15 protein-coding genes and 1 pseudogene are annotated in these 12,442 nt (G+C 47.6%); 13 read left to right on the forward strand and 3 right to left on the reverse strand.

Annotated elements, in window-relative coordinates; genetic code table 11:
* Positions 1-8 precede the first annotated feature (8 nt).
* Both BR73_RS0108865 and BR73_RS0108870 read left to right on the forward strand, forming a co-directional pair.
* Positions 9-470, forward strand: coding sequence for a hypothetical protein (locus BR73_RS0108865; RefSeq protein ID WP_033165241.1), 462 nt, complete (start codon positions 9-11; stop codon positions 468-470).
* A gap of 93 nt (positions 471-563) precedes the next feature.
* Complete coding sequence (locus BR73_RS0108870; RefSeq protein ID WP_033165242.1) at positions 564-902, forward strand: DUF3852 domain-containing protein; 339 nt, start codon at positions 564-566, stop codon at positions 900-902.
* A 98-nt stretch (positions 903-1,000) separates the two neighbouring features.
* Here BR73_RS0108870 and BR73_RS0108875 read toward each other — a convergent pair whose 3' ends face one another.
* Positions 1,001-1,876: a methionyl aminopeptidase gene (locus tag BR73_RS0108875; RefSeq protein ID WP_026184156.1), complete on the reverse strand. Its 876-nt coding sequence runs from the start codon at positions 1,874-1,876 to the stop codon at positions 1,001-1,003.
* A gap of 49 nt (positions 1,877-1,925) precedes the next feature.
* Positions 1,926-2,267 (reverse strand): AraC family transcriptional regulator, encoded by a 342-nt coding sequence (locus BR73_RS0108880; protein ID WP_026184155.1) that lies wholly within the window; start codon positions 2,265-2,267, stop codon positions 1,926-1,928.
* 274 nt (positions 2,268-2,541) lie between these two features.
* Here BR73_RS0108880 and BR73_RS0108885 point away from each other — a divergent pair, with 274 nt between their 5' ends.
* The 11 genes and pseudogenes from BR73_RS0108885 to BR73_RS0108935 all read left to right on the forward strand — a co-directional run bounded on the left by BR73_RS0108885 (position 2,542) and on the right by BR73_RS0108935 (position 11,878).
* On the forward strand, positions 2,542-2,928 hold the full coding sequence (locus BR73_RS0108885; RefSeq protein ID WP_033165243.1) for a hypothetical protein: 387 nt from the start codon (positions 2,542-2,544) through the stop codon (positions 2,926-2,928).
* Positions 2,929-3,001: 73 nt separating this feature from the next.
* The gene (locus BR73_RS0108890) at positions 3,002-3,907 is read left to right on the forward strand and encodes a conjugal transfer protein TrbL family protein (protein WP_024345943.1); all 906 of its coding nucleotides are present in this window, start codon (positions 3,002-3,004) and stop codon (positions 3,905-3,907) included.
* Positions 3,904-4,464 carry a DUF4406 domain-containing protein gene (locus BR73_RS0108895; protein WP_024345942.1) on the forward strand — a complete coding sequence of 187 codons (561 nt, stop codon included), beginning with the start codon at positions 3,904-3,906 and terminating at the stop codon, positions 4,462-4,464. The genes BR73_RS0108890 and BR73_RS0108895 overlap by 4 nt, the downstream gene beginning before the upstream one ends.
* A pseudogene (locus tag BR73_RS0108900) lies at positions 4,461-4,691 on the forward strand (DNA cytosine methyltransferase); the annotation flags it as partial. The gene BR73_RS0108895 and the pseudogene BR73_RS0108900, both read left to right, overlap by 4 nt.
* Before the next feature lie 169 nt (positions 4,692-4,860).
* Positions 4,861-6,462: a tyrosine-type recombinase/integrase gene (locus BR73_RS0108905; RefSeq protein ID WP_033165244.1), complete on the forward strand. Its 1,602-nt coding sequence runs from the start codon at positions 4,861-4,863 to the stop codon at positions 6,460-6,462.
* Entirely contained in the window at positions 6,456-7,427 is a 972-nt protein-coding gene (locus BR73_RS0108910) for a tyrosine-type recombinase/integrase (protein ID WP_033165245.1), read from the forward strand. Before BR73_RS0108905 ends, BR73_RS0108910 begins: the two co-directional genes overlap by 7 nt.
* Positions 7,420-8,439 carry a tyrosine-type recombinase/integrase gene (locus BR73_RS0108915; RefSeq protein WP_033165246.1) on the forward strand — a complete coding sequence of 340 codons (1,020 nt, stop codon included), beginning with the start codon at positions 7,420-7,422 and terminating at the stop codon, positions 8,437-8,439. The genes BR73_RS0108910 and BR73_RS0108915 overlap by 8 nt, the downstream gene beginning before the upstream one ends.
* Positions 8,440-8,611: 172 nt before the next feature.
* Positions 8,612-10,678 (forward strand): DNA cytosine methyltransferase, encoded by a 2,067-nt coding sequence (locus BR73_RS29085; RefSeq protein WP_051685379.1) that lies wholly within the window; start codon positions 8,612-8,614, stop codon positions 10,676-10,678.
* Positions 10,654-10,920, forward strand: a complete 267-nt coding sequence (locus BR73_RS0108925) for a hypothetical protein (protein WP_033165248.1) — start codon at positions 10,654-10,656, stop codon at positions 10,918-10,920. Before BR73_RS29085 ends, BR73_RS0108925 begins: the two co-directional genes overlap by 25 nt.
* Entirely contained in the window at positions 10,917-11,507 is a 591-nt protein-coding gene (locus tag BR73_RS0108930) for a hypothetical protein (RefSeq protein WP_033167246.1), read from the forward strand. Before BR73_RS0108925 ends, BR73_RS0108930 begins: the two co-directional genes overlap by 4 nt.
* 86 nt (positions 11,508-11,593) lie before the next feature.
* Positions 11,594-11,878: a hypothetical protein gene (locus tag BR73_RS0108935; RefSeq protein WP_033165249.1), complete on the forward strand. Its 285-nt coding sequence runs from the start codon at positions 11,594-11,596 to the stop codon at positions 11,876-11,878.
* 137 nt (positions 11,879-12,015) lie between these two features.
* On the opposite strand, the gene BR73_RS0108940 is transcribed toward BR73_RS0108935, so the two are convergent.
* A complete protein-coding gene (locus BR73_RS0108940; protein ID WP_033165250.1) occupies positions 12,016-12,429 on the reverse strand; it encodes an arsenate reductase ArsC in 414 nt (137 codons plus the stop codon).
* Positions 12,430-12,442: the final 13 nt, after the last annotated feature.

A 12,442-nucleotide genomic window follows, 5' to 3' on the forward strand; every position in this document is an offset into this window, starting at 1 on the left:
GGTGTGATATGGCATATGAACGCATTGAAAAACCAGAGGGCAGCTTATACCACTACACAAAACGAGCGCAGCTGGACAGTATCCTACAGGATGACAGAATACGCCGGTTTGGTGACCGGGAATGCTGGTTCTGTACCTCGCTGGAGGATACTCTGGCATTGATGGAAAGAACAGTTATGCAGGAGGGTAAGCCCTATTATGACGTGAACGGCATCCTCCGGCAGTATCCAACCTTTATGCCGGAGGATTATGTGATTCTCAGACTCACACCCCGATACCAGAATGGTGAATGGGTTCGCTGGAATCAGGAGACGCCCCACGGCAGTCCTCCCGAGCTGCTGGCGGAGGCACAGGAATTCAGCCGGTTAAAGGTCGGTTTCCGTAGTGATTTAAAATTTCAGGCAAATCCGGAGGTGATAGAGGTTTCTCCACTGTTGGAACAAAATCAGCAGCCCCGGCTTTCCATGTAGCAAACAACAGCAGAAAAACAACACGGCTGTGGAGTGAAGAACTTCACGGTCTTTTTTTCTGCCCCAAAACCAATAATGAAAGGTGGTAACCCTATGAAAATGAAACGAATCCTGTCTGTGCTCTGTGTCATGCTGCTGATTATCGGACTGTTCGGTACGACAGCGTATGCGGCAGGCTCCGGCGATGTGGCGGGAGCAATTGAAGGAACATGGAACGATGCCTCCGGGCAAATCAAGACTGTAGTGAACAAGGTCGTATTTCCCGCAATCGACCTGATTCTGGCGGTCTTTTTCTTCGCCAAACTTGCGACGGCGTACTTTGATTACCGCAAACACGGGCAATTTGAGTGGGCCGCGCCCGCAATTCTGTTCGCCTGCCTCGTGTTTGCACTGACCTGCCCGCTGTACATTTGGACTATTCTTGGCATGTAGTAATAATGAGTAGGTCCAGTTCTGCAAGGAGCTGGGTCTGCTCATTTAGGTTCTCATTATGCTCATAATAAGAAATTCTGGTTATTCCTAACTGTTCATTAATATGCCAACACCTCATAACCAGTTTCGGTTACTAACACCTGTTTTTCCCATTGCGCAGAAGGCTTCCCATCAGCAGTGCGAATAGTCCAATTATCGCATTTATCTGTTACTATATTGGATTTTCCCATATTTATCATAGGCTCTACAGTAAAAACAAGTCCTGGGACTAAGAGCATTCCTGTTCCTTGCTTTGTCACATAACCGACCCAAGGATCTTCATGAAATTGTAGACCAATACCGTGGCCTCCGATTTCTCGAACGACAGAATATCCATTTTCCCTTGCATGGTCTTGAACAGCTTGCCCAACATCACCAAGAAATCCCCACGGTTTTACCTGTTCAATGCCCAGCTCCACACACTCTTTCGCAACATCAACCAGTTTTTGTTTCTCAGCGGAAACAGCACCAATGCAAAACATGCGTGAAGAATCTGAAAAAAATCCGTTATAAATTGTAGACACATCAATATTTACAATATCGCCGTTTCGCAGGAATATACGATCAGAGGGGATACCATGACATACAACATCATTAATTGAGATACACACGCTCTTAGGGTATCCGTCAAAATTGAGTGTTGCTGGAACGCCTCCCAGTTCCTTGGTTTTTTCGAAGATAAGCCGGTCAAGCTCTTCCGTGGTGATTCCATCAACCGCATAATTTGCAATGAAATCCAGTAAAGCGATGTTTCGTTTGCTGCTTTCCCGAATACCTTCAATCTGTTGTTTTGTTTTAAGCAATTTTCGATAAGGCACTTCATATCCCTTTAAGCGGTAGATTTCAATTTGCTCATCAATAGGGCCATGACATTTCTTATATTTTCGACCGCTGCCACACCAGCAGAGATCATTTCTTCCAAACTTGTCAGACATTTTATCTCCTCGCATTTACAAATTCGGAGGGAGCAATACGCCCTATAGACTAAGGTGAGCTAAGAGAAACACCGGAAGTTTTCCGATATTGGCGTGGCGAGCATTGAAACGCTTGTGAAAAAGCTCTTGCAAACGCTTCAGATGACGAGTACCCATATCGAAAAGCAATATCGGTTATTCTGTCATTGGTTATGCAAAGATCATTAGCAGCAGCTTTTAATTTACATTGGGCAAGAAATTGTTTATATGTCATACCCATGTGCTCCCGAAACTTTGTAGAGCAGTAATACGGTGAATAACCAACATATGATGACATATCTTGCAGGCTTGGGCTTTCTGTTATGTTATTTTCTACCCACTTTGCCATTGTTTCTATTGTTTGAACAGACATTTGCTTCACTCCTTTCTCCAGTATATCAATTCTCATAGACAATTACCTGATATAAGTTGCACATATGAGATAAAGTGCTTGCCGATAATCTCCGTAATTTGGCTGCAGCAGGAGTTTACGGATGCCTTTAATTACTGTACAGATTATAAATAATTAGCAATTCAAATACTTGTTAAAAGTTATCGTACCATATGTTGCCGCAAATTTCCACTGTCCTTATGCAAGTATTGACTGGCAGATCCTTGGTATGTAAGCCTATGTAAACGAGAAAAAAATGGTTCCTGGTGATGACCATGCAGCATCGACGCATGGTTATCCTTTGGAAGAGAGGCTGGAAACCTTTGCAGCAGAGCAGAAAAAACTGCTCCAGGAGATAATCGGTAAGATTGTAGAGGATGCTATAGCTGGAGCCGACACAGAGGAAGAAGAGCTGTACTGTGAGATTGGGTATGACAGCATCGAACGACGGTTGAGTCCGATGGATGATATGGGCAGTAGACTGACACTGGAAAAAATGGTAGAACTCATTGACGCTCATCCTGCTGTAAATTACTCGGATATGCATAATACGGGCATAACAATTTATCTCAATGAACCCGAAATTCTGCAAGAGCTTGGACTGCTTTCCAACAAGGGATTAAGTGATCTGGCACAGCTATGATAGGAGATAGCTTTAAACACTATAGTATCGAAGGGAGCCGCAGGGCTCCCTTCTTTTTTGGAAGGTGATGCCTATGTTTATATGGGATTTTGTAGCCGATACGGTCTTGGGCCAAATCCTTGATTGGATTTACGGACAAATCATCGGCTTTCTTGGAAATTTCTTTTCCGCAATGGGCGGCATGGGAGCTGATCTGTTTGAAATGAGCTGGGTTCAATCCATCGTCCTGTTTTTTGTTTATCTGGCTTGGGCGCTGTATGGAACGGGGCTGGTGGTGTCTGTTTTTGAGTGTGCCATCGAATACCAGTCCGGCCGGGGCAGCATCCGGGATGCCGCGCTGAATGCCATCAAGGGATTTATGGCAGTGGGGTTATTCTCCACCGTTCCCGTAGAACTGTACAAACTGTCCGTTTCACTGCAGAGTAGTCTGACGGCGGGAATCACTGGCTACGGAAGCGGCTTGGATACCCTTGCCGGAAATATCATCAATGAGCTATCCGCAGCCGGGAACCTAGAAAGCGCTGGTAGCTTGAACGTCTTTGGCGGGCTGGGAGTGATCACCAGTCCGATTATGATGCTGTTTATCCTGATTCTGATGGGCTACGCCGTAATTAAGGTGTTCTTTGCAAATCTCAAACGCGGCGGTATCCTGCTCATTCAAATCGCTGTGGGGAGCTTGTATATGTTTTCCGTTCCCCGCGGCTACATGGACGGTTTCACCAGCTGGTGCAAGCAGATTATTGGGCTGTGTCTGACCGCCTTTTTACAAGCCACCATCCTCATAGCTGGACTGATGGTCGTGAAGGATCAGGCTCTGCTTGGGCTGGGGCTTATGCTGGCGGCGGGAGAAATTCCCCGAATCGCTGGAGCTTTCGGATTAGATACCAGTACCAGGGCTAACTTTATGAGCGCCGTCTATGCCGGGCAGACTGCCATGAACATTACGAGGACGATTGTAAAGGCGGTGGCAGCAAAATGAAGCTGGTCTATATCTGTTCCCCCTATGCCGGGGAAATTGAACGGAACGTGAGGTTTGCGCAGGATGCCTGCCGCTATGCTATATCGCAGTGCTGTGCGCCGGTGGCTGTGCATCTGTTATACCCCCAACTGCTAAATGATGCTGTACCGGCAGAACGGGAAGCCGGCATTCAAATGGGACTTCGGGTATTGGCGGCCTGCGAGGAATTATGGGTGTGCGGTTCCCAGATCAGCACTGGAATGCGCTGTGAGATTGCGGAGGCCAAGCGGCTGGGTATTCCGGTCAAACGAGTATCCGCAGAACAAATACAAGGAGGACATACCATGGAGAAATACGGAATATGGGCGCGCAGGAGTGCCGCCTCTGTGTGCGGGGCATCGGAAGCCTGGGTAAAACAGGACGGAGAACCTCTGACCTTTGATACCTATAAGGAAGCAGCCTCTGAAGCCAGGCGGCTGATAGAAAATACCCGCACACCCAATGTAGCCTACTTTGCAAAAGGAATGGACATCACGCTGGAGGAAGCGCCTTTCTCTGGCATGAAGCTGCAGTATTGACCGAGCCGCTGACCCTCGGCAGCCTGTTTGACGGGATTGGAGGCTTTCCGCTGGCAGGCGTCCGGCAGGGCTTTACGCCTGTCTGGGCCAGCGAAATCGAACCGTTCCCTATCGAGGTGACCCGGCTGCGCTTTCCTGAAATGTGTCATGTAGGCGACATTACAAAGCTTGACGGTGCGCAGCTTACGCCTGTGGATGTGATCTGCGGGGGCTCACCCTGCCAGGATAATACCGAAGAAATAGTTATCCCGAAGATTGGGTTATATAGTATAAAAAAGATAGATAACACCTCGCTTTCTTAAATTTGAATCCCAAAAACTTCGGGATAACACTAATGACCTGTATAATGGAAATTGCCAGCCAATTGGCGAAAAAAATCATACAGAGGTGATAAATTTGAAACACATCAACATGAAAGATCTTGTAGAACAGGTTCTTGATGCGCTCCATCAATCAGGTATGCGAGTAAAACAGATCAAAGACTACAAGTATTGCGGTCTTTACCCTATCTGCCAATACTTTAGTGACAGAGGTTTGACTGCCTACACAAAAAATGTTGCAGATGAGTTCATTCTCCAAATCCGTGCCGAGTACGAGCAGGGGAAAATATCGCGATGGAAATGGACCACGGTACGAAGATCGGCTGAACTACTGGAAAAATACCATACCGAAGGTACTGTGATACTGTCATCGCTTCCCAAATGGGAGGTGCTTTACAATCCACTGCATCAGCCGCCACCCTCACAGCTTCTTTTAGAGGCTGATAATCTGTTGGTGTTGGTCTACCAAACCAAACAGGAGCTTCTGAGATTTGGATATCGGGAAAAGACCATCAGCAACTATGTTTACGATGGGTTTGATGCTATTCTCCGTTACTGCGGGGAGCGTGGTATAACGCAATATGAAAAAGACGCAATTGATAGCTTTGTTGCACAGACACGCACCGGCTACGAAAACCATTCAATATGTCGGTCTGTGTACCAAAATGTCCGTAAGGTGGCCACCCTGTTGGATGAGTACCACCAAACCGGCAAGATTGAATTGAAGCGTGTTCCCGCTTGGGGGCTGCGAAGACCAGGCGCGTATTATACCGAGTCGCTTAATGCTTTTTGCCGGGAGAACGAACAGACCGGTGCCCTTGCACATAGTACAATCTCTGTTGCCCATAGTGCAATCCGCAATTTTCTTTTTGAATTAGAGGATATGGGATATGTGGATTTTGGCGGTATAACGCTTTCGGTTGTAAGCAAGTGTGTGTCGCATAACGCTAAGCGATATGCTGGTGGGCTGGGGTCCATGCTGTTTGCGATTCGCTCTTTTTTACGCTTCTTACACCGAAATGGCACAACACAAATCGATCTGAGTATTGCAATGCCAGAAATGGTTGCAAAAAGGCGAGTGATACGCCAGGGGTTTGATACAGTCGAAACTGAAAAAATGCTATGCAGTGCCAACGTCAATTACTCTACAGGCAAGCGTGACTATGCCATTATGCTAACCGCCATTCAGACGGGCCTGCGGGCTGTGGACATCGTGAACTTGAAACGGCAGGATATTGATTGGAGAAACTATGAAATACGTATTATTCAAAGCAAAACCGGGCACCCGTTGAGCTTGCCATTGGAGTATGAGACTGGGAACGCGATTGCCGATTACCTGTTGAACGAACGGCCAAAGTGCGATTTACCTTTTATCTTTCTATGTGGCAATCGTCCCTACCGCCCTTTAAAGAATCGCTCAGCCAGTGCCATGATTTCCCGGTATATGCAGCGGACGGGTATCGATAAGTCAGATATTCCCCGGCGCGGCTTCCACAGTTTCCGTCGTTCCTTTGGTGCGGGACTGCTCGAATCTGAAATTTCACTGGATATGCTTAGCGAATTGCTTGGGCATACTCACATGGATTCGGCAAAGCCATACCTTGCTGCAAATGAACTGGGATTAAAAAGTTGTGCCATTGGATTGATTTCTACCGAGAAAGCAGGTGAGGGATGGTGAAGCGTGTTTTTGGTAGTCACTTTGCAGGGTTCATTCAGCAATTCATTGAACAGAAGAATGCCCTGGGTTTTCCGTATGAAGAAAGCATTCGTATACTACATGTGTTTGATCGATTTTGTATGGACAAATTTCCCGGTGAAATGGCGTTAACCAAAGAACTTTGCATGGCCTGGGCGGTTCGGAAAGAAGCGGAACAAAACAACTCCTTTCGCAATCGCTTAATGCCGGTTCGGGAATTTGCCAGATACTTAAACAGGATTGGAGAAGCAGCCTATGTGCTTCCCCCGGATTTGTCCCAAAAAGGTCCACGCCACATGCCGCATATTTACTCTGAGGAAGAAATCGCTGCCTTTTGGCACGTTCTGGACCTAATCCGTCCGAGAGGGGGATTCCCCATCCGTCATCTTGTGATACCAACGATTTTTCGTTTGATCTATTGCTGTGGCTTGCGTCCCATAGAGGCGAGGAAACTCCGTGTAGAAAATGTCGATTTGGACGTCGGAAAGCTCAAGATTATGGAATCCAAGGGGCACAAGGACCGCATTGTTATGATGACTGACGATATGACAGAACTATTACGGCAATACCATCAACAAGTGAGCCGCATTATGCCGGGACAGGAACTGTTTTTCCCTAATTCACAGGGACATTTGTATACGAAGAAATGGATTGAAAAGACATTCCGCATCATGTGGGCCAAAACTGGTATTCCAGTATCCACCGAAAAGCCGCCCAGAATTTATGATTTTCGTCACACCTTCGCAACGCATCGCCTGTATATGTGGCTGCGGGAGGGCAAGGATGTTTCCGCCCAATTGCCCTATCTCAGTGCCTACATGGGGCATTCACAACTATCTGATACCTATTACTACGTCCATCTGGTCCCGGAACTGTTCACGGCTATGTCCGGATTGGATTTCTCAAAATACGAGAGTTTGCTGCCGGAGGTGGAGATTGATGAATGATTTTTTCAAGGCCGTCAGAGGTTATCTTCTTGAGTATCTGCCTAAACAGCGGTGTTGCAGCGAAAACACCATCAAATCCTACCGAAATGCACTAAACCTGCTTGTTGAATATCTCCGCATTGAAAAGCAACTGACCGTTTCTCACATTGATTTCGGTCTGTTTAACCGCAATTTGATTCTGGAATATCTGGATTGGTTGGAAAACGTGCGCAACTGCGGTGCAACCACACGAAACCAACGGCTTATGGTAATACGGGCTTTCTTCAAGTACGCTGGTGAGTTAGATTGTACACAGGTGGCTTTGCAGCTTGAGGCGAAAGGGATACCCACTAAAAAGACGCCAGGTAGAATAGTAGAATTTCTTTCCGAGGACGCACTACAAACTTTGCTCAGTCAACCTGATGTGAGGAAACGAACGAACCTTCGCAACCGTTTTTTTATGACGCTCATGTATGAAACTGCTGCGCGATGCGATGAATTGTTGAGTATGAAGGTCCGTGACCTACGGCTGGATGTTCGTCATCCTGTCGTATATCTGACCGGAAAGGGAAACAAAACCCGTTCTGTAGCCTTACTGCCCAAAGCTGTGGAGCATTGTAAACAATATCTGAAAGTGTTTCACGCCGATACCATCAAGGACGATTTCCTGTTTTTCACTGTTATTCATGGCACAAAACAAGCAATGTCACCCGATAATGCTGCCGCATTTATGAAAAAGTACGGCGAAATGGCACGTAAGATTTGCCCTGAAGTTCCTGAAAGGGTGCATCCTCATCAACTGCGGCATACAAGGGCGATCCATTTATACCGTGATGGTATGCCGCTGGCCGTATTATCTGAATTTCTTGGCCACGTTGATCCAGAAACCACAAAAATCTATGCATATGCCGATGCCGAAATGAAGCGCGCGGCTATGAAAAAAGCTGAACACTTGCGAAAGGGGGTGCCTGTTCCCATACCTATTTGGAAGGACAATGAGGATATGATCCTGGAATTGTCCGGACTTAAATGATTTGTTATCCCGAAGTTTTCACGAAGAAGCGGCCTATTAAGCGGCTTTCTCGTCTGACTTCGGGATAATTATTTCTTCGGTATTATCCTGATTATCCCGATATCGGGATAACACTGATCTGAGTGTTGCGGGGAAGCGTGCGGGCTTGCAGGGAGAGCGCTCCGGCCTGTTTATGGAGCAGGTTCGCGTAATCAAGGAGATGAGAGCCTATGACAAAGCAAACGGAAGGCCAGCTGACGCTGTTCGACCTCGGTATATGTGCTGGGAAAATGTTCCCGGAGCCTTCAGTTCTTCCGAATCAGAGGATTTCCGGGCGGTACTTGAGGAAACCTGCAGAATTGCGGACAGTACCGTATCTATACCTCGACCTCCGGGAGGGGTATGGAAATCTGCTGGGGCCATACTGGGAGATCAATTCTCCGTTGCTTGGCGAGTATACGATGCTCAATACTGGCCCCGCACCCCCCAGAGAAGAAAACGTATATACCTTGTCGCAGATTTTGGAGGCCACACCGCATCACAAATATTATTTGAGCAAGACCGCCTGTTTGGGGATTCTGCGCAGAGCGAGGAAACGCGGCAAGGAACTGCCGCCTATTCTGAAACGAGCGCTGGAGATCCAGGCGGAAGCTCCGGAGCCGTTGGAGGAAGCTCAGGAGAATGCCTGACGCCATGGGATGTGCAAAGCCGCCGCATTTATGAAGGCGATGGTGTGTGGCCGTCTCTGTATGGCGGCGAAGGTGGAGGACATGGGTATATAACAGAAGAAAAAAGTGAAACTGTAACGATTCCAATCAATACACAGATAGCCACTAGGCATGAGCGTTTGGGAGAAGGAACAGGTCTTGGGATAGGAGCCGATGATGATCCAGCCTTTACCCTCCAGGCATCGCACTCCCATGCTGTATTTCATTCTGCACCAGAAAGCGGAACCATCGCTTTTGCCTGTAACCAGCGGGATGAGGTACGGAATTTAAATGATGTATCCGGGGCAATACAGGCTCAACCCGGCATGAAACAGCAGACCTTTGTAGCACAGTTTTCGGAAGAATCCGGCGTTCAGCAGCCAAATTGCCTTACCCCATGGGATACCCAGCAGGAACGGATCTTTACAGAGGATAGTATTGCACCAACACTGGCCGGTGCGGATGGTGGCGGTGGAAGGAACCCGGGCGGGCTGGTGTTTTCGGCAGGTGTCGTTACCAAGGGAAATGGCGACTGTTTTCTGACTCCGGAGCAGCACACATCCCTCACATCGGGCGGTGGGCAGGCTGGACAGGGCTATCCCTGTGTGCTGACAGCTGGCTTCTGTGCAGGAGCCGGTCCTGCTGCGGGAGGGATTGGTTACAGTGAAGAAATTTCCCCGACACTGAAGGCAGCGGAGAGCGGAACCAATATGGTGCCCTCAATCCTTTGCCTGAACGACCAGGGCGGCGGGCAGATGTACTGCTCCGAAAACCAGACCGGTACGCTTCGAGCGCAGGAACATGGACACCAGCCATTGATTCTGGATTCCCAGCCGGAGCTGTTTGAGAACCATGGCATTGACTCGCGCTATACCGGACCTCACCCAGTAGCTCCGACAATGTCTGCTCGTTATGGAACCGGCGGCAACAATGTTCCCCTGATTTCCCAGCCAGCTGTTCTTGCCGGGGAGTCCGGTGAAGCTTTGGCACATGATTCGACTTACTGTATTGCCGGAAATATTATTGATCGACAGGATCATAACGGGGGCAATGGACTTGGTGTTCAGCCGGACATCAGCTACACCGTGACATCCACCGACCGTCATTGCGTTTTTTCACAGCAGCGGAGCGATGAGTATGCGCCAAATGAGGTAGTCAGCACGCAAAGTGCCAGACAGTATAAGGATGCAACAGACCTTATATGCGAGGCGGATGTGGCCGGGCTGGATTGCCGCAATGGAGTGGAAAACGGCGACTTAAGTGGAACACTGCAATCCAAAACGAATGGTGGCTATTCCCTCAACAATGTGCATCCCATCCGCATCGGTAAGCTGATCCGCAGGCTGACGCCTCTGGAATGTGAAAGACTCCAGGGGTATCCCGATTACTGGACGGATATCCCCGGCGCTTCGGACAGCGCAAGATATAAAGCCCTTGGCAATAGTGTGGCGATTCCCTGTGTGGTGCATGTGCTCCGGGGAATCGCTTATTTTTTACGCAAATTTAAATTGGAACAGGAGGAATCAGAATGTACATCTACCCCGACAACCTAAAATCGAAAGCCACGCTGTGGCTTTGGCAGCTCCGGGATATCGGCATCATTGGCGTGGGGCTTTTAATCTCTGTGTTTGCGCTGGCGCAGCTGGGATTTCTGCCGCCCATTGTCATCACAGCCCTCTACGCATTTTTGACTATACGGTTTGACGATACCAGTATCCTTGACTTTATCCAATATGCCTGCGCATTCTTTTTGACAAAGCAGCAGGTCTACGAATGGGGGTATCTGCCAAGATGAGCAAAACAGAAAAGAAAACAGAAAAACAGCGTAAGGTTACCCGCCAGCTCATTGGAACCAGAGAAGTGACAGATTACAGCCTGGATACTTATCGCGGCGACCGGCTTGTGTATTTTATGATTAAACCCACCAATATCTCCGTGTTATCTGAGGAAAGTATCTCAGCGCGGATTTATGCACTGATGACGGTTCTCAAGGGCATGGCAGAGCTTGAATTTCTGTGCTTGAACAGCCGTGAAAGCTACGAGGATAATAAGCGGTTTTTGCGAAATCGTATGGAACAAGAAGACAATACAGCTGTGCGAAAGCTGTTGGAGCAGGATATTATCCATCTTGACCGTATTCAGGTGCAGATGGCTACGGCCAGGGAATTCCTCGTCATCATCCGGCTCAAAAATGAAAAGGATAGCGAGGTGTTCCCCTACTTAAGCCGCATCGAAAAAACGCTGCGGGAGCAGGGCTTCATTGCCAAGCGTTCCGGCAAGGAGGACATCAAGCGGCTTCTGGCCGTCTATTTTGAGCAAAATGTTACAACGGAAAAGTTCGAGGACTTTGACGGCGAACGTTGGGTTATTTTCGGGGAGTAAATGCGCCGGTTTTTGTTGGGTTTTCCATCTAGACTTGTACGAGGTATTCGTTTATTGTCTTGTGTAATACGCGGGAGATGATGAGAATGGAATATAAGGAAATCATGGATATAGTGATAGCGGAACTGAGTCAGCGTGCGCTTAGCAGGCAGCGTGAGGAGGATGAAGCACTGGACCAAAAGATACTGCGGCGCATTGATGTGCGGGGAAGAATTGAACAGTGCATTTCTACTCTTAGTGAGCCGGAACAGCAACTTTTTCAGGAGTATTTTGAAATAACGTTGGATATCTCAGGGATGCAGGAAGGGTATCTTTATATGCAGGGAGCGAAAGATTGTGTGCGTTTTTTAAAAGACCTTGGGGCTCTATGACTCCAATTTTGCTGGTGAAAGAAATACAAAATAGGAAGCCATGGATTGCACATAGCTTCCTATTTTGCTCATGCTGAGAATACCACAAACATATTAAAATTGTGTAACTTTAAGCAGATAAGTTTTGTAACAACGGATTACAAATCCTGAATTCTCTTTATAAGCAATAATATATTATTTTCAATCTGCTTTATAACCGTAATAAACTCGTCATCACATTTGCCGGTCGGATCATCAAGTCCCCAATCCTCTCGGTGCTTGCAGGGTAAAAAAGGACACTGAACATTGCAGCCCATAGTAATAACAATATCTACTGGAGGAATTGAGGAAAGCAGCTTGGAACGCTGTGTTTTCTCCATATCAATGCCGTAAAGCTGTTTCATTAATCGAACAGCGTCCTGATTGATCTGTGACTTTGTTTCTGTTCCAGCAGAATAGCTTTCAAACACATCAGCGGCAAGGTGTTTACCGAGTGCTTCCGCAATTTGGCTTCGGCAAGAGTTGTGAACACAAATAAATGCCACCTTGGGTTTGTTTATTTCCTTATTCATGAAAGACCTCCCT

It is taken from the genome of Clostridium sp. KNHs205 (assembly GCF_000702945.1).
Lineage (GTDB): Bacteria > Bacillota > Clostridia > Lachnospirales > Lachnospiraceae > Anaerocolumna.

What these genes read in the sequence shown, in the direction of transcription:
- BR73_RS0108865 (WP_033165241.1), top strand. Translation starts at nt 9, where the DNA reads ATGGCATATGAACGCATTGAAAAACCAGAGGGCAGCTTATACCACTAC.
- BR73_RS0108870 (WP_033165242.1), top strand. Translation starts at nt 564, where the DNA reads ATGAAAATGAAACGAATCCTGTCTGTGCTCTGTGTCATGCTGCTGATT.
- BR73_RS0108875 (WP_026184156.1), bottom strand. Translation starts at nt 1,876, where the DNA reads ATGTCTGACAAGTTTGGAAGAAATGATCTCTGCTGGTGTGGCAGCGGT.
- BR73_RS0108880 (WP_026184155.1), bottom strand. Translation starts at nt 2,267, where the DNA reads ATGTCTGTTCAAACAATAGAAACAATGGCAAAGTGGGTAGAAAATAAC.
- BR73_RS0108885 (WP_033165243.1), top strand. Translation starts at nt 2,542, where the DNA reads ATGGTTCCTGGTGATGACCATGCAGCATCGACGCATGGTTATCCTTTG.
- BR73_RS0108890 (WP_024345943.1), top strand. Translation starts at nt 3,002, where the DNA reads ATGTTTATATGGGATTTTGTAGCCGATACGGTCTTGGGCCAAATCCTT.
- BR73_RS0108895 (WP_024345942.1), top strand. Translation starts at nt 3,904, where the DNA reads ATGAAGCTGGTCTATATCTGTTCCCCCTATGCCGGGGAAATTGAACGG.
- BR73_RS0108910 (WP_033165245.1), top strand. Translation starts at nt 6,456, where the DNA reads ATGGTGAAGCGTGTTTTTGGTAGTCACTTTGCAGGGTTCATTCAGCAA.
- BR73_RS0108915 (WP_033165246.1), top strand. Translation starts at nt 7,420, where the DNA reads ATGAATGATTTTTTCAAGGCCGTCAGAGGTTATCTTCTTGAGTATCTG.
- BR73_RS29085 (WP_051685379.1), top strand. Translation starts at nt 8,612, where the DNA reads ATGGAGCAGGTTCGCGTAATCAAGGAGATGAGAGCCTATGACAAAGCA.
- BR73_RS0108925 (WP_033165248.1), top strand. Translation starts at nt 10,654, where the DNA reads ATGTACATCTACCCCGACAACCTAAAATCGAAAGCCACGCTGTGGCTT.
- BR73_RS0108930 (WP_033167246.1), top strand. Translation starts at nt 10,917, where the DNA reads ATGAGCAAAACAGAAAAGAAAACAGAAAAACAGCGTAAGGTTACCCGC.
- BR73_RS0108935 (WP_033165249.1), top strand. Translation starts at nt 11,594, where the DNA reads ATGGAATATAAGGAAATCATGGATATAGTGATAGCGGAACTGAGTCAG.
- BR73_RS0108940 (WP_033165250.1), bottom strand. Translation starts at nt 12,429, where the DNA reads ATGAATAAGGAAATAAACAAACCCAAGGTGGCATTTATTTGTGTTCAC.